The sequence below is a fragment of the Pseudoduganella sp. S-14 genome, assembly GCF_049913285.1.
Classification (GTDB): domain Bacteria; phylum Pseudomonadota; class Gammaproteobacteria; order Burkholderiales; family Burkholderiaceae_D; genus Rugamonas.
In genome coordinates this window covers 3,522,825-3,539,717 of the sequence record NZ_CP183991.1, presented here as the reverse complement: position 1 = coordinate 3,539,717, position 16,893 = coordinate 3,522,825, and the positions used below count along the sequence as shown (strand labels likewise).

General features: G+C 60.7%; 9 protein-coding genes. 7 read left to right on the top strand and 2 right to left on the bottom strand.

What is annotated here, in order from left to right:
• Nucleotides 1-419 precede the first annotated feature (419 nt).
• A complete protein-coding gene (locus ACN9MZ_RS16135) occupies nt 420-2,096 on the top strand; it encodes an Ig-like domain-containing protein (RefSeq protein ID WP_426337998.1) in 1,677 nt (558 codons plus the stop codon).
• A 262-nt stretch (nt 2,097-2,358) separates the two neighbouring features.
• On the opposite strand, the gene ACN9MZ_RS16130 is transcribed toward ACN9MZ_RS16135, so the two are convergent.
• Nucleotides 2,359-3,219, bottom strand: coding sequence for a CAP domain-containing protein (locus tag ACN9MZ_RS16130; RefSeq protein WP_426337997.1), 861 nt, complete (start codon nt 3,217-3,219; stop codon nt 2,359-2,361).
• Nucleotides 3,220-3,657: 438 nt separating this feature from the next.
• Between ACN9MZ_RS16130 and ACN9MZ_RS16125 the strand changes: the two genes are divergently transcribed.
• Nucleotides 3,658-4,134: a DUF2726 domain-containing protein gene (locus ACN9MZ_RS16125; protein ID WP_426337996.1), complete on the top strand. Its 477-nt coding sequence runs from the start codon at nt 3,658-3,660 to the stop codon at nt 4,132-4,134.
• A gap of 84 nt (nt 4,135-4,218) precedes the next feature.
• Nucleotides 4,219-5,556 carry a 3-oxoacyl-ACP reductase gene (locus tag ACN9MZ_RS16120; RefSeq protein ID WP_426337995.1) on the top strand — a complete coding sequence of 446 codons (1,338 nt, stop codon included), beginning with the start codon at nt 4,219-4,221 and terminating at the stop codon, nt 5,554-5,556.
• Between the two features lie 44 nt (nt 5,557-5,600).
• Here ACN9MZ_RS16120 and ACN9MZ_RS16115 read toward each other — a convergent pair whose 3' ends face one another.
• Nucleotides 5,601-7,745 carry a hypothetical protein gene (locus ACN9MZ_RS16115; protein WP_426337994.1) on the bottom strand — a complete coding sequence of 715 codons (2,145 nt, stop codon included), beginning with the start codon at nt 7,743-7,745 and terminating at the stop codon, nt 5,601-5,603.
• Between the two features lie 606 nt (nt 7,746-8,351).
• On the opposite strand from ACN9MZ_RS16115, the gene ACN9MZ_RS16110 reads away from it, so the two are divergent.
• The 4 genes from ACN9MZ_RS16110 (at nt 8,352) to ACN9MZ_RS16095 (ending at nt 16,892) form a co-directional block, all read left to right on the top strand.
• Nucleotides 8,352-13,457 carry a YDG domain-containing protein gene (locus tag ACN9MZ_RS16110; RefSeq protein WP_426337993.1) on the top strand — a complete coding sequence of 1,702 codons (5,106 nt, stop codon included), beginning with the start codon at nt 8,352-8,354 and terminating at the stop codon, nt 13,455-13,457.
• A gap of 225 nt (nt 13,458-13,682) precedes the next feature.
• Nucleotides 13,683-15,143 (top strand): ShlB/FhaC/HecB family hemolysin secretion/activation protein, encoded by a 1,461-nt coding sequence (locus ACN9MZ_RS16105; RefSeq protein WP_426337992.1) that lies wholly within the window; start codon nt 13,683-13,685, stop codon nt 15,141-15,143.
• A 76-nt stretch (nt 15,144-15,219) separates the two neighbouring features.
• On the top strand, nt 15,220-15,636 hold the full coding sequence (locus ACN9MZ_RS16100) for a response regulator (RefSeq protein ID WP_426337991.1): 417 nt from the start codon (nt 15,220-15,222) through the stop codon (nt 15,634-15,636).
• 185 nt (nt 15,637-15,821) lie between these two features.
• Nucleotides 15,822-16,892, top strand: coding sequence for a trypsin-like serine protease (locus tag ACN9MZ_RS16095; RefSeq protein ID WP_426337990.1), 1,071 nt, complete (start codon nt 15,822-15,824; stop codon nt 16,890-16,892).
• Nucleotide 16,893: the final 1 nt, after the last annotated feature.

Below are 16,893 nucleotides of genomic sequence, written 5' to 3'. Positions count from 1 at the left end.
TGATGACGGCGCTCTAACGTAATTCTCTGGACTGAAGCTGCCTGTTCAGCTGCCTGTTCATTAGGACGAATTGATAATTCGCAGAAATCCCGATTCGTCTCGATCATTAGGTACTCGCGAAAAGCCAAACAAATTCATCCGGCCAATTAGGTAATTTTCCCCTTTCCATAGTTGTCCTTTTCAATTGCCTTGAGAGCCTTTGCGCGAACCAGATTGCGCAACTGCAATCCTGTCCTCGTCCCTGACCATGCCACGAATTTCAGCAGCCTGCGAGGCCTATTCCTAGTCGTAAGGATATTGCATACACAGCGTCCGGAGATTCCAGGGGCAATCTGACAACAGCGCCTGGAATATGACAATAAGCAATCACTTATTACCATATGGATAACCAGGGTGCTTACTGGCAAAATCGACACCCTATGAAAATTCAAGCCCTATTCCTCAAAGTCGTCGCCTCCCTGTTATTCGCTACCATAACTGGCTGCGGGAGCGGCGGGGGTAGCAGCTCTTCCCCCAGCACCGAAAATAGCACGACGCCGCAGCCATTCACCTTACTAAGCAGCCAACCAGGTGACAAGGCGACCGACGTGGGGCGCGAAGCAGCGCTAACGTTGACCTTCAGCGAGCCAGTCGATGCAGGCACAGCGAACGCGAGCGCGATCAAGCTTTCTGGCCCGGATGGGATTGTCGTACCTGTCACGGTTTCGGTGACCGGCAAGGAACTTCGGGTACTGCCGACCACACTTCCTCTTCCAGGCAACACGACATATCAACTGGACCTTGGCGCGACCATCGCAAGTACTAATGGACGAACACTCGGAGCGGGGACGAGCCTTAGCTTTACGACAGCGGCACAACATTGGGCTGCTGCGTCGAGCAAAGTTAGTGGCCTGAGCTATTTCACAGCCGGGACGGCGCCCGTGATAGCTAATGATGGCAAGGGAAATACCGTCGCTGTCTGGTATGCAGTGACCACCCCCAACACAATATATTTCAGCCTACTCGATGCACAAAAGAACAGCTGGAGCGCCCCGGCGCCTCTGTATGTTGCTGCCGAGTCCAATGCCATCGGTGGCGTGCAAATAGTGAGCGCACCAACAGGGGACGTCTACCTGGGTTGGAGCGAACACCGGAATGGCAATTCCGCTTTTCTACTGAAGCGCTATCGTGCGGATCTCGCGACGTGGGAAGCGGCGACCGAAGTAAGCGTGGTTCCTGCCACCGCGAAGTTCGACGGGGCAGTTATGGCTGCAGATCCGTCGGGAAAGTTGTATTTTTTCAGCCAGGCCTACGGATTTGCCACTGCGCCGGGTTTGTTTGCGTCAAGCTACGATCTGAAGACATCCGCATGGAGCACTCCAGTGCGCCTGGACACCGCATCTAGCAACTACTTCTACGGTTATGCCTTGGCAGTCGATGGTAGCGGCAATGCTGTCGCGGCATGGGTCGAGAATGGATTGAAGGTCTCGCGATACAACAAGAGCGATGGCTCTTGGAGTGCCCCTCTTGAACTCGACAAATCTGCTGTGTATGGGCTGCGACTCGCTGCATCGGCAAACGGCAATGTTGCACTCAGTTGGAAGCGCGAATATGGGATGATGGCAAGTCCAACCGCGCACGCAGCGATTTATGACGTGCGAAAGGCTGCCTGGAGTCCGATACGTCGCCTGGACAAGAGTGCCTCATTCGTCGGGGTGAATCCTCCAGTGATCGCGATCGACAGCATGGGCAATGTCACGGCAGTTTGGCTCGAAGGCGATGCGATCAATGGGACCCGCTTCGATGCCGCCTCATCTCAATGGTCAGAGCCGCAAACCGTGCTTCCCCAAGCAGGTATCCTGGCTGAACCAAGAATCGGTGCTGATGCAGCCGGCAATGTGGTCGTCACAGCAGTACAAGACAATCTTCCGATTGCGGCCCATTTCTCTTCAAGGACGAAGCAGTGGAACACCGCGGCCATCCACGAGTACGTGGCTAGTCCCTACCTGTTTGCGAATTCGCCAGCGCTAGTGGTAGCCGCTTCGGGCACAGCGACCGCCGTATGGAGTTTCAGCTCCGGGCTAAACGCGGAAATGCGTGCAAACCAGTTCCAGTGAGCCCAGATGGCGGAGAGACGCCCCCTCTCCATATCAAATTTATTGCGCGGGACAATTGAACCGGACCGGAAATCTGGGAGGACTTAAAGCTTCGACGTAATGCTGCTTCTTGCTTCGCATGCAGCCAGCTTTATCAACGAATCGGAGCTGGCGTCGATGGCGGGTTTAGCCAGGTGTAGGCGCTACGTCCCGTGATCGGCGATCAATTTGCGGACGTAGCTGGTGAAGTGCCCTCTTCTTCTGTGCCGGCTGAGGCTTCAGCTTATGGAATGAAGAAGGTAACGCTGTATTGGAAAGACTTGGCTTGCTCGCCGACCTTCACATTGCTGATCTGGACATTCAACTTGGTGTCGGCCGGAGAGCGCGACCATTCGCTTGCGGGGGCATCCAGTTTCCAGCTCATGGTGTTGTCGCCGTATCCGCTTGGCAGTTGACCGACATTGCTGACGGAGAGCACTTTGCCCTGGTCATTACTCATCGTCACGCTCGCGCCGCTGAAGTCTGCACCCGGCAAAGAAAAACTCCAAGGGTGGCTAGGGTCGGCAACTTTCGTGGTCCAAGGCACATAGCCGCGTGCCGGCCAGGCGACGCCTGTTTCCGCCACGGTCGCCGGTGCGGTGACGGTTCCGTCAAAGACCCACAACGAGTTGGCTCGCGTCGTGTCGCCAGTCCCAACCTCGCCGAGGCGCGAATAAAGCACCCAGCGGCGGTGCCCCAGGCTGGAAGTGCCGCTATCGGCAATATACGCCCGCACCGCATTTGGTCCTGCGTTGCCCAGCGCGAGATTGGACCTGCCCGCTGCCGTCGCGCCATCAGCCGTATAGCAACTCCACGAAGTCGGCGGCGAGTGGCTTAGCTGGGAGTTCGCATCCATCATCAAGGCCGCTTGCTGTGCCATTGCCGAATGTGTGAGATTCAGGGACACATTCCCTGGCAAACCGGCCAATACGCGGAAACTGTTCACAGTATTAACGACAGCAGCCTTGTATTCAGCAGAGGTGGTACCAGCGACGCAGCCCTGGGTCGACCCGGTCCACTGCATCGGGACCGAGAAGGCAGGCAGCATGGTTGTGTTGTAAAAGGCCGCCACTTCCGCCCTGCTGCTGGTGTTGATCGCTGCCACGCTGCCGGATGGAGTGGTCGGCGTCGTGGGTGTGGTTGGCGTCGTAGGAGTGGTCGGCGTCGTGGGAGTTGCTGGCGTAGTCGGTGTGGTTCCCGGGGAAGTAAGCGATTGTCCAGACGATCCGGCTGGCTCGGAACCGCCTCCGCCGCAACCCGCCATCAACGCCGCCAAAGTCACCGCCAGGACTCGCGCGGTGGGGGATGTTGCTGTCATTTTCATCATTAGCCTCTATTTATTGCCATACGGCACAATTTACTAAGGCGGCATTATTACCTAGTTGTAGGAAAGTCAGCGTCTGATTGGCCCTTTTTGTTATGAATCTGCTATCGCAGAGTGCATTGACCGGAAAACCCAGTGGCCCTCATTACTCGGTCGACTTCAGGAGGTATGGGAAACGAATCGCTATAATTTTCCGTTTATTGAATCTGGAGACTGGAATTGAAGTTCTCGTATTTGCTGCTCATCGCGTTCATGATCCTAATATTCAGCGCACTCACAACCATCGCGAAGAAAGGCAACCGCAAGAAAATTGGGGCGATAACCGCTCGCAAACCCGTGTCCGAAAGCGAGCAAGCCATGTACTTCCGCCTGGTCAAGGCGTTCCCCAATGCTGTAGTGCTCTCACAAGTCGCATTCTCCGCACTCATAACCTCCAAGGACCGGGCGACCCGGAATCACTTCAACAGAAAGGTTGCGGACTTTGTGATCTGCACAAAAGCGTTCGAGGTTGCAGTTGTCATTGAACTCGACGACGCAAGCCATCGTGGCCGTGAGTCTCACGATGCCAAACGGGACGCCCTATTACGGGGAGCTGGATATCGAGTTTTGAGGTACAAGACAATTCCGGACATCGAACGTGTCCAGATTGACGTGGCGGGCAAGCCAGCACCGGCGAGTCATCCGAAAGTTGCCTGAGGATTCGTGGGATTGCTCTATTAGCCTTGCCGGGGTTCGGTAGTATAGTCTCGTCCCGGATTGCCAACTTGCCCTGAACTGTACATGTCCGATACCCTGATCAAAATTAACCGCTGGCCCGTCATCGGTCCCGTCGTGCGCGCCATCGGCCTGCCTAACCCGACCGAGTTGCATCGTTCTGCCGATCCGTATGTTGCGCAGCCCTTCCTGTCAAAGTCGTTCCTGCTAGCGAGGACCGAGGGGGCCTATGCTTCTTCCAGACTTGCGGATGTACTCCAGCGCGCAGGCGGCAGGGAAGCCACGGAGTCCGTCGATATCTTCGTGATGGATGCTACAGGCTGCCGAACCGTCGCCGACCTGCGTGCCGTGTATTCGGTCTTCCATGAGGAGATCAGGCGCATCGCTCGCAATGGGCGTGTGCTTCTGATTGCTCCGCCGGTGGATTCCACGCTGGATCCGGTGGCAGCGGCCGTGGCGCGCGGGTTGGAGGGCTTTGTCCGTTCGCTGGCGAAAGAACTCGGCCGGCGCGGCGTCACTGCGAACCTGGCCAGCGTGCAGCCGCAGTCGTTGGATCGGCTTGACGGCGTGGTGCGCTTCTTCTGCGGGCCGCAATGTGCCTACGTCTCCGGCCAGGCTGTGCATGTTTCGGCCGAAGCCAATGCTCCGGCCGCCCTGCCTTTGACTGCCACCCTGGCAGGCAAAGTCGCGCTGGTCACGGGTGCTGCGCGTGGCATTGGCCTCGCAACGGCCGAACGGCTGGCGCAGGAAGGGGCCAAAGTGGTCGCGCTCGATATCCCGGCTTCCACCGATGAGTTGACTGCCGTCGCCAAGCGAATCGGCGGCTCGCCATTGGCGCTCGATATCGCCGCGCCTGATACCCCGGCCCAGCTTGCACGATTCCTGAAGGAGAACTTCGGCGGCGTTGACATTGTGGTGCATAACGCCGGCGTGACACGTGACCGGACGCTGGCCAAAATGGAAGCGCGCCAATGGGAGCAGGTGCTTGACATCAATCTTTCGGCCATCGCGGCAATTGACAAACGAATGCAGGACGAAGGATTGATGCGCGAAAGTGGGCGCGTTGTCTGCATGTCTTCGATCAGCGGCATCGCCGGCAATTTTGGCCAGACGAACTACGCCACTTCGAAAGCGGCCCTGATAGGCTACGTTGCAGCACAGGCGCGCTTGCAAGCTTCGCGAGGCATCACTTTCAATGCCGTTGCGCCGGGCTTCATTGAAACGCCAATGACCCAGAAAGTGCCTTTCATGACACGTGAAATTGGACGGCGCCTCAATTCGCTGGCGCAAGGCGGCAAACCGCGTGATGTCGCCGAGCTGGTGACCTTCCTGTGCACACCCGGCGCCTGCGGGATCAGCGGGCAGACGATCCGGGTGTGCGGCCAAGGGTTGATGGGTGCTTGATCCCTCCGGGGACTTTCAAGGGGAGTGAACTCCCCTTCCCTTCATCAAGCCTGTTCAGCAAGATCTTTCAATCCATCCTTGATCTTCATTCCCTTGGCTTTGTTGGTCAGCTCCTTGGCTAGCTGCTTGCCCGGCGCCGTGCTGGGGCCTGCATCCTTGACCCAGGCCGCAGCGCGCTTCAATTCGGCCGGGCTCATGACCGTGCTGCTGTCGATCAGTTTGGCTGCTGCCCCGAAGTCGGCCTTGCGATCGCGGAAGCGCGTTGCCATGCGCTTGGCTTCGATATAGGCGAAGTGCGGGCGCAGTACCGGATTGGCGATTGCAGCGTCAATGGCGGCCATGCCTTCGTACAGGTGGTCGCCGCCGATGGCCAGCGACAACAGCGTATCCGGCGTTGACAGCACCTTCAGGGCTGCTTCCGCGTGCGCCTGGTCGACTGCGGACGTCACCATCACGGTGTTCTCGCCGGTGCAGGTGCATTCCAGGCCGCCATTGTCCCAGCGCGCCTCGACGATGATCCGGTAAGCGCCTGGCATCGGGAACAGTGCTCCCTGGCCGCCGCGCAGCAGGGTTAGCGAGTGCTCCACGGTTTCCTGTGCGTCCAGCGGTTCAACCTGATCGTCTTCCACGCAGATGACGATGGGCGCGAAGCTGCGGATCGTGCCGCAAGGGTCGATGACTTTGCCTCGCACAATGCCGCTCTTCATGCTCAGTGTGTTGGGGGCGGCGATCGGGGTGCTGGACTGGTTCTGCATCGTGATGTTCACGCGCACCGGTGCACCGATGGGAACCGCGCTGGCAACCGGCGTGACGAACATGCTCAGGCCGTCGATCTCCAGTTCCATGTCGGTCGGGCTGATTGGAGTGGACCCGTAACTGGTGCCGAATGGCAGGCCGCCCGGACGCACGTAGATATCCGGCATATGGCGCAGTCGCTTCGCGTCGTCCGGGTTGTAGGACCACTGGATGTTGGCGGGGAATTGCAGGCTGCCCGGATTGAGCGAGCGCGAGGCAATCACGTCGGTGGTGCACAGGTAGCCATTGTCGGCGGTATTGTGGTACAGGCCCATCGCATGGCCAATTTCGTGCACCGCGGTGCGGAAATATGGCGCAGCCGCGGTGCCGAAGCGTTGGCCGGCTACCGTGCCCCACTCCGCCGTGTTCGGGATGGTCCAGTGCGAGGAAATCGCGCAGCCTTCGCGCGGCACGTTGTTGGAATCTGTGCCGCCGTTGTCGTACATGATGCCGCGCTCGGTCTCGTCGAGCCTGCGCATGGCCAGTACGTGGTAGCGCCATTCGACGTCCAGGTTGGAAGCGTCGCGTTTCGCCAGCATGGCGGCATGGGCTTCGCCGTTGGACCACGAAATACCGCTTGGTTCGGCAACATTGTTGTTGCTCTGGATCGCGGTGATGTCCCAGTCGACGCTCTTGCCGACGGCAGCCCAGTCCACGCCGGCGCCATTGTTGATCACGGCTTCGGACTGGCTGACGCGGTCCACTTCGACGGTTGCCTTGCGCAGGAAATCGGAGACCCAGCCCATCGTCAGGCGGCCGACAATGACATTGGCGGCGTTCTTCACGTCGCCGGCCAGGTAATGGTTGGGCGCCGGGAACCCCGCGGGGGCAGGCTGCCAGCTCATCTGCGCCGTCATCTCTTCCTTGCTCCAGGTGCCGCCGGTATTCCATGCGCCGGGATTCTTGGTGAAGCGCCACATTTCGAAGCCGAGGGTAAAACTGTTACCGAAGGTGAAGTTCTCCAGGATCTTGGTAACCCGCAGGTAGTAGCGATAACGGCTGCGCGACAGGATCGGGATGCCGTTGGCCGGGTTCGGCCCTGCCAGGAGCAGTGGCCGGGCAAGGTCAGCTGGCAGGGCACTCTTCAGGGGCAGGAAAAGTACCGGGCGCTGATACAGGTCGCCGCTGGCAGTGCGTCCGTCGGCATGCTTTTCCACGCGCATGGTGCCGTCGTAGGTCGCCAGGTGGATCCCGCTGGGCGTGTAGTTCAGCAAATAGCAACCGGGCCGCACGCTCTTGATACGCAGGAGTTCCGGGTTCACCAGTTCGCCAGGGCCAGTGAGGCTTGGGCGAATGTCGGCAGCGGAGTGTGGCGACGGCATATCGAGTGCGTCGGGCATCGGGGGAAACATCTGGTTCGATTGCATGGCGGAAGCATTGTTTTGGGCATCCATTGCATAACTCCTTGTTTGGACATCGGGTCTGTGAAAGTGCTGCAAACATGCTGGCTACGCGATGTGGCGCGGCTGCATGTCCAGCACTTTAGGGAGCCGGAGCGATGCGCGAATTGGTGCTGGCACCTAGTTTTGAGTCCGCTTGCCCCCTATTTTTCAAGGCAGCCGGCTACCGTGCTACGACGGCCCGCGCCTACACTTCCCCTGCAAAGCCCATGTCCAGGCCTGAACTGACACGCAGCACTCTCGTATTGGCTTTTCTCCTATGCGGCAACGTTTCGCCGGCGACTCGACAGCAAGCGGCTGGCCGCGTGTGGACGCATCAACTGGCTGCCCTGAGGTGGCTACCGATCCGGAAGGTGATGCGGAACACCAACGCTGGCAACTATTTTTCGAAGTTGCCGTGTGAAAACTAGTAAACCTGTGTAATATCGTCATTGCCGTACAGAAATTGCATCCTTCTGGTGACGCCCTACCTCCGCGCACCGCACCGCCGTCCAAGGCGACCGAATTCCCACAGCCCTGAATCCTGCTGTTCCGAGTCTGGCTCCGTTTATCCAAACGCGTTTGCCTGATCCGTCCCATTTCAACGTCCGAGGTAGCGTTATGAACAGGATTTTCCGAGTTGTGTGGAATGCCAGCATGGGTATGTGGCAAGTGCGCTCCGAACTGGGTGGCGCCCACGGCAAGGCGCGTAGCGCACGCGCCACCCGCCGCGCGATGGCGGCAGCCAGCCTGTCCCTGCTGGGTGGAGCGGCATTGGCTGCCGACCTCCCTAGCGGCGGCGTGGTCGTCGCAGGCCAGGGCCAGATCAGCCAGCAAGGAAGCTCGATGACGATCAAGCAGGCCGGCGCCAAGATGGCGATCGACTGGAACTCGTTCTCGATCGCCAAAGGGAATACTGTCAATTTCGTACAGCCCTCCTCTTCCGCCGTCGCTCTGAACCGCGTCACCGGCAGCGACGTATCGCAAATCCAGGGCGCACTGAAGGCAAATGGCCAAGTATTCCTGCTGAACCCGAACGGCGTACTGTTCTCGCCAACGGCGCAGGTGAATGTGGGCGGTCTGCTGGCATCGACCCTGAATATGAGCAACCAGGACTTCATGTCCGGCAGCTACAAGCTGGAAGGCGCCAGCGCGAATGCGGTGATCAACCAGGGCAACATCAAGGCCTTCAATGGTGGCACGGTGGCGCTGGTGGCGGCACGTGTCAGCAATGTCGGCGAGATTTCCGCTGAACGAGGAAGTGTCCTGCTTGGCGCGGGCAGCGAAGTATTGCTGGACCTGGGCGGCCCGATCAAGCTGCAAATTCGCAAAGGCGCTCTCGATGCGTTGATCGAAAACGGCGGTGCGATCCGCGCAGATGGCGGCAACGTGCTGATGACGGCCCGCGCAGCGGGCGACCTGGTCAGCACCGTGATCAATAACGAAGGGCTGGTGCAGGCCCGCACGTTGGCGACCGGCGAGCAAGGCGAGATCCTGCTGCTGGGCGATATGCAGAACGGCCGCATTGACATTGCCGGCAAGCTCGATGCCAGTGCGCCGGAAGGCGGCAACGGCGGCTTCATCGAGACTTCGGCTTCACATGTGGCCACCGCGCGCGCCGTGCAAATCGATGCCAGCTCCGCACAGGGCCAGGGTGGCCATTGGTTGATCGATCCGTACAACTATACGATTGACGCCAGCGCCGCGAGCAATATCGTCAACGCCCTGAACGTGGGCACCAGCGTGACCATCACCACTCAGTCCAGCCTCGCGAATTATGGCAGCACCGGCAGTGGCAGCGGCGATATCACCGTCGCCAGCGCGATCACCAAGACCGGCGGCGGGGACGCTACGCTGACATTGCGCGCCGACCGCAATATCGCCGTCAATAGCGACATCACCTCCACTGCCGGCAAACTTGGCGTAACCTTGAGCGCCGCCAACAGCTTGAACGCCACCCTGGGTGGTGTCGACATCAATGCCAATATCAAGAGCAATGGCGGCAACATCATGGTCGGCAGCAACGCCGGCACCCAGGTGAACGGCTTTGGCTATGCGCTCAATTCCAGCTCCGGCACCGCTGCCGTGGTCGTGGAGCGCGGCATGAATATCCTGTCCGGCGGCGGCAACATCGTCATCAACGGCAAGTCCCTGGTTGGCTCCAACAACGGCAGCTATTCGGGCGTCACCGGCGGCGTGTTCATCATGTCGAATGCGAACATCAACTCCGGCACCGGTAACCTGTTCATCACCGGCGTCAGCACCGCCGGCAACAAGACCTTTGGCGTCGCCTTCGAGGGCAATTCGAACACCCTCACCACGGTCGGCAACTCGGCTGGCGGCGGCATGCTGCTGAACGCCGTCAACACTACTGCGGGCAATACCCAGGCGGTGCTGGACCAGGGCGCGATCGGCCTGGTCTCCTACGGCAATCGGGCACGCGTGGCATTCCAGGGCAACTCGGTTGCCAGCTGGCTGGTGCTCGTGAACGGCGTTCCGCAACTGTCGGCCTACACCCAGTCGCCGCAGTTGTCGAGCTGCGCTTCGCCTTACCCGAACTGCGGCACGCTGGTCATCCCGGGCTCGAACAACAGCTATCTGTACGCGACCTACCAGGCCGTGAGCATGTCGACGCAGCCGATTTACGTGATCCAGAATGCTGCCGGCACCAAGACCTACGACGGTAACAATACCGCCACCGGCCTCTCATTCACGACGATGGGCGGCCCGAACGACTTCTCCGTTTCGGCGCTGACGCCAGCGGTGTCATACACGACCAGCAGCAAGAATGCAGGTTCCTATGCCAGCCTGAACGCAGACGCCGCCAATCCAACCAGCTTCACCAGCGGCGCGACAACCTATGCCGTGGGCTATTTCAACACCGGCAGCTATACCATCACGCCGAAGAACCTGACCCCGACTGCTTCCAGCAAGGTGTATGACGGGACGACCGCAGCAGTCGTTTCCGCAACCGGCATCGTGGCCGGTGATGCGGTCAGCCTGAGTGGCAGCGGCGCCTTTGGCAGCAAGAACGTTGGCAATTACACTGTCGACATCAGCAACATCACCCTCAGTGGCGCCGACGCCGGCAACTACACGCTGGCCAACACCTCGGCCAGCGCGTCCGCCAGCATCACTGCTCGTCCCGTCACGCTGACGGCAGCGAAGACTTATGACGGCAGCACCGACATGAGCGGCTACGTCACGCTGGGCAACCTGGTCTCCGGCGAGAGCCTGAATTACACTGGCGCCATTGCAAACAGCGCCAATGTGAACGGCGCAAGCTATCTGAAAGCGATTACGCTGGCCGACGGCAGCAATGGCCTGGCGTCCAACTACACGCTGCCCGGCCTGGGCTCAGCCGGCGCGGCGAATTCCGCATCCGTCGCGGCCAAGGCCCTGACCCTGACCGGGCTTGTGGCGGCCGACAAGGTCTACGACGGCAATACCTCGGCAACGCTGAACGGTGGAAGCTTGAACGGCCTGGTTGGCGCTGAGACCTTGAACTTCTCGGGCTTGACCGGCGCCTTCGCAGACAAGAATGTCGGCACGGCCAAGGCAGTGACGGTGACCGGCCTGCAGCTGTCGGACGGAACCGGCCTTGCTTCGAACTACACCATCAGCACTCCTTCCGGGGTGGCTGGCACGATCACGCCGCGCGCTACCACGGTGTCGGGCATTACCGCGTCCGGTAAGACTTACGACGGCAGCACGGCGGCGCAGATCGATACCGGCAACGCAGTATTCTCCAACCTGGTTGCCGGCGAGGCCATCAGCCTGTCGGCGACCGGCGCGTTCTCCGATGCGAATGCGGGGAGCGACAAGTTCGTGACCATTAACAGCAACTATAGCGGCGGCAGCAACTACACCATCACCAATCAAGCCAGCACCACCGCGACTATTGCTCGCAAAGCCCTCACCGTTGTCGGCATGTCGGCTGCCGACAAGACTTATGACGGAACGACTGACGCCACCCTCGCCGGCGGTGCGTTGAGCGGCCTGGTAGCTTCTGAAACCTTGAGTTTCTCCGGGCAGACCGGTGCATTTGCCAATCGCAATGCAGGCGTCAACAAATCTGTTTCCGTCAGTGGGATCGTGCTCGATGACGGCACCGGCTTCGCATCGAACTACGAGCTGACGATGCCAACCGGCGTTACTGCGTCGATCACTCCGCGCGCGACGACTGTCTCCGGCATTACTGCAGCTGGTAAGACCTATGATGGCACCACTGCGGCACAGCTTGACACCAGCAATGCCGTCTTCTCGAACCTCGTCTCCGGCGAGTCGATCAACCTTTCGGCAACCGGCGCGTTCGCAGACAAGAATGCCGGCGCTGCCAAGGTGGTCAACATCACCAGCAACTACGGCGGCGATTACGTCGGCAACTACATCGTCACGGGCCAGTCCGACACCAGTGCATCCATCGCGCGCAAAGCCCTGACAATCGTCGGCATGTCGGCGGCCGACAAGACTTATGACGGGACCACGGGCGCCAGCCTGGTTGGCGGTTCCTTGAGTGGCTTGGTTGGTGCGGAAACTCTGAGCTTCTCCGGCCAGACCGGGGCGTTTGCAGATCGCAATGCAGGCAATAACAAGGCGGTTTCCGTGAGCGGCATTGTGCTCGCTGACGGTACCGGCCTGGCGTCGAACTATCAGCTGACGATGCCCGCCGGGATGACGGCCTCCATCTTCCCGAAAGCGTTGAGCGTGGGCGACCTGGCCACCGCAGACAAAGTGGAGGACGGCAATACCGTAGCGGCGCTCACCTCCAGCGGTGCCCTGTCCGGCGTAATCGGCGGCGATGATGTGGGCATCGACAGCAGCGCGGCGAGCGCGCAGTTTGCGCAGGCTACTCCAGGTACCGGGCTGAGCGTCAGCGTGGCTGGACTTGCGCTCGCGGGAAGCGATGCCGGCAACTACAGCTTCTCCGGTAGCGGAGTAAGCACGGCCAGCATCACGGCGGCTCCAGCGCCAACGCCGGCGCCGACTCCTGTTCCCGTTCCTGTTCCGGAGGCGACTCCTATGCCGGCGCCTGAACCTGAGCCTGTTTCGGTACCTGCACAGGAGCCGGTTCCTGAGCCGGTGAGCGTGCCTGTCTCAGCGCCGGTTCCCGCGCCCGCGCCGACGCCAGTTCCGGTTCCTGTAGCAGCTCCAACTCCAGCTCCAATACTGACGCCGGTCACAGCGCCGACGCCAGTCGTGACGCCCGCGCCGGCGCCAGTGGCCATTCCAACGCCGGCACCAGTCGTACCGGTAGCCCCTGCGCCAGTCGCGCTGCCTGAACCTGCGCCTGTTTCGATTCCGGCAGCGGCCCCAGTTCCGGAAGTCGCACCGGCTCCGGTACCCGCTCCCGTCGCTGCGCCTGATCCGGCGCCTGTCGCCACGCCAGCGCCGACCCCAATCGCAACTCCAGCACCAGCCGCCACGCCAGCGGCCACCCCTGACGCAAGGACCGCCATTGCAGCCCAGGCCGCGAGCCCAGTAACCATCGGCGGCGCGACCCCGACCTTGCCTTCGCTGAGCGTGGGCGGATTGAACTACACCGATGTAAGTGACTCGAGTAACGTGCAATCGGGATCGAGCAACCGTGACAACATGCCAGCAACGCAGAGCCTCACTGCAGGCCGCGACGTCAAATTCCTGAGCGTGTTTGTGGTCTCCGGAGGCATCCAGATGCCATCGGCCGACACAAGCAACCAAGGAACCGCGACAAACGACCAAAAGTAACGATAGAATGGTGTTGCCAATCAGACAGCGTTGAAAGCCGACATGAGACCAGCTAGCACCATTCTGACCGTCGCCATCTTTTACGCCTTTACCGAGGCAGCCCTTGCACAGCAAGGTGCGCAATCCTTGCAGGAAAACGGGCAGCGGGCGCTGCGGGAACCCCCTCCCGCACCGCCCCTCCCGCTACCTCCCCCGCCTCCCCCCGCTACGGTTCCACCTGGCGGAGTGACAGTTACGCTGAAACAGGTGACGGTCACCGGCAACACCCTGATCGCGCAAGACGAACTGTTGCGCGAACTAGGCCCGGTGGTTGGCAAGACTTTCGATTTCGCCGGCCTCAGCGCTTTGGCCGACAAGTTATCCGCGTACTACCGTGCTGCAGGCTATCCTTTTGCACGGGCCTACCTGCCACAACAGGACCTGCAGCAGGGCGTCCTGCGCATCGAGGTGCTGGAAGGCCGCTACGGTTCTATCACCGCAAATGGCGACAAGTCCCTCAGCCCCGCGGCCCAGCACTTCCTGTCGCCGCTGAAGCCGGGCAGCGTCATTGAAAGCCACGAGCTCGAACGCGTCACCCTGATCCTCGACGACCAGCCGGGCGTGCACAGCGTGCCTGTAGTCCGTCCGGGCAAGGAGGTCGGCACCGGCGACCTCGCTATCGAAGTGCAGCGCGATCATCGCTATGCGGGCGAGATCGGTCTCGACAACAACGGCACCCGCTACACCGGTCGCACGCGCGCCCACGCCAGCCTGGACATCGATAGCCCATTCACGCTAGGTGACCAGATTTCGCTGCAGGGCATGTACACCAATGAGCAAATGTGGTTCGGCTCCGCCGCATATGCCCTGCCTCTTGGCGCAACGGGCCTGCGTGGCCGTATCGGCTACAGCCGTTCCTACTATGCACTGGCCGACAGCTTCGCCGCCCTGAATGCGACCGGTACGGCCAACGTCAGCAGCGCGGGCCTTAGTTATCCATTAGTGCGCTCGCAGCGCCGCAACATCACCTTGTCGGCAACGCTAGAACACAAGCGCCTGCGCGACCAGCAAGGCGCCACGGACAGCAACAGCGACAAGAGCAGCAACAGCGTGCCGATCGCCGTCAATTTCGACGTGCGCGACAACCTGTTGCGGGGCGGAGTGACCTACGGTGCCGTTTCCTGGACGCCGGGCCGCCTCAGTCTCGATGGCGCCTTGCTCGAGACCGACGCAGCCACCGCCCGCAGCGCTGGCCGCTTCTCGAAACTGAACCTCGACCTCGCTCGCATCCAATCGGTCGCCGAGCACGTGGACGTCTATGGGCGCTTGTCAGCGCAATGGGCCAGCAAGAACCTGGATTCGTCGCAGAAATTCGGCCTCGGTGGCCGCAATGGCGTGCGCGCCTATCCCGGGGGCGAAGGCTACGGCGATGCAGGCGCCCTGCTTCAACTCGAAGTGCGCTATGCCGCCGGAGCATTCATGCCTTACCTGTTTTACGATGCTGGCCGCATCACCTCCAACCGGGAACCCTGGACCAGCGACAGCAATCACCGCACACTGGCTGGTGCAGGTGTCGGCCTGCGTTATGACAACCGTGCCTTCAATGCTTCGCTGATCGCGGCGTGGCGCACGCGCGGCGGTGAGCCGCGATCCGAGCCACACCATAGCCAGCCCATGGCGTGGCTGAATGTGGGCTACCGCTTCTGAGCGTCCGATACGCGCGCCGCCCGGCGCAGCATGGTGTTAACCTGCCGCTGCTGACAGCTAGCATACAGGTTGCGCCATGCATTCTGATACTATCGCTCCGTTTCATAAGCAGCAACCCAAGACCGTCTTCATCATTGACGATAACGCAATGATGCGGTCGATGATGCGCCTGGGGGCAAACGAAGCCGAACTGGCGGTCCTCGGCGAAGCGGGTACTGCCCAGGCTGGCCTTGCACGCTGCTTGCAACTGATGCCGGACATCGTCCTGCTGGACCTCGGGCTGCCAGATGGCGACGGTCTCGAACTGCTTACCGAACTCAAGGCACGCTCGCCGGACGTCTTCGTCATTGTCGTATCCGGGCATAACGACCAGGAAGTCGTGCGGGCAGCAGTCTCTCGCGGGGCACTGGGCTTCATCGTCAAACCCTTCAGCATCGGCTCCATCACAGACACCCTCGTCGCTGCCCGGCGGCGGCTGGCGACCCGGCAGTAAACTCCCCCGCCAATCTGTATCAATTTGCAATGCAATGTCGGAAAGCTTTACGCTTTTTCAAGCACGCTGTCATGGCTTCGCGGCAAGTGACTGAAAGTAAAGAAGCTTCCCTTCCGGGCGCGAAAATTGCTAAACGTTTTCCCGACGTGTTGATTCACTGAGCAATATTCTCGGGAGGAAATGACGTGCGACAACTCATTGCAAGCAGGCTGCTCGGCATGGCGGTAGCGATGGCGGCCATCAGCGGCACGGCCGAAGCGGTTCCGAACGGCTCCATTACACCCTTGATTACCTCGGGCGCCCTGCCCGATACGCCGGCAGCCCACGTGGACCCGAACAACGCCGCATCGCCCTTTTCGGGCGTCGTCAGCATCAATATCCGCTATGACGGCTTGAGCTATATCTGCTCTGGTGCCCTGGTCGGCAAACGCCAGGTAGTATCGGCCGGTCACTGCGTGGATACCAACGGCAAAGGCAGCCTGATCGACCTCAACAAACCCGGCAATGATGTACGCGTTGTCTTTAACGCTTCCTCCACGCCGGGCGATCCTGGCCGCGCCGTCGTCACCGCCAGCAAGGTCCAGATGAACCCGAATTACGGAGGTTTCGGCAATTGCCCTGCCGGCGTGCCGGGCTTTTGCGTAAACGATGACCTGGCCGTGATCACGCTGGGCCAGGACGCCCCGGCCTCCGCCAAGATCTACAAGCTGGCGGGCCAGCAGCTGCAGGCCAATACCCGCATCATCATGGCTGGCTATGGCACCTCGGGCGATGGCATCAATGGCTACACCATCAGTCCCGATTTCCGCATCAAACGTACCGGCCAGAACGTCGTCGACCTGTTCGATGCCGACGACGAACAGGGCTTCAACGGTCCGAACGAAGTCTGGTATGCGGACTTCGACGGCAACGGCCACGATTCGTTTTGCGAATGGGGTCTCGCCTGCTCGACTCAACTGCCCAACAACCGTGAATCGGGCATTGGCGGCGGCGATTCCGGCGGACCGTCTTTCATCGAGCAATATGGCGAACTGATGCTGATTGCCACCAACACTTTCGGCGGCACGCCGGACGGAATTGTCGCCGGCGCGTTCGGCTCCTACTTCGGCGGTATCGTCCTGCACAGCTACCTGGACTACTTGGTGGCAGCGACTGGCGGCGCGATACAGGTGGTTCCGGAGCCGGCCAGCATGGCGGTGTTTGCGCTTGGCCTGTTCGGCTTGGCGTGCGTGCGCCGCCGGGAGCGGCGCTGCTGAC

Excerpts from the sequence above, each read along its gene's own strand:
- ACN9MZ_RS16110 (WP_426337993.1), top strand. The coding sequence starts at position 8,352 with ATGAACAGGATTTTCCGAGTTGTGTGGAATGCCAGCATGGGTATGTGG.
- ACN9MZ_RS16120 (WP_426337995.1), top strand. The coding sequence starts at position 4,219 with ATGTCCGATACCCTGATCAAAATTAACCGCTGGCCCGTCATCGGTCCC.
- ACN9MZ_RS16115 (WP_426337994.1), bottom strand. The coding sequence starts at position 7,745 with ATGGATGCCCAAAACAATGCTTCCGCCATGCAATCGAACCAGATGTTT.
- ACN9MZ_RS16135 (WP_426337998.1), top strand. The coding sequence starts at position 420 with ATGAAAATTCAAGCCCTATTCCTCAAAGTCGTCGCCTCCCTGTTATTC.
- ACN9MZ_RS16100 (WP_426337991.1), top strand. The coding sequence starts at position 15,220 with ATGCATTCTGATACTATCGCTCCGTTTCATAAGCAGCAACCCAAGACC.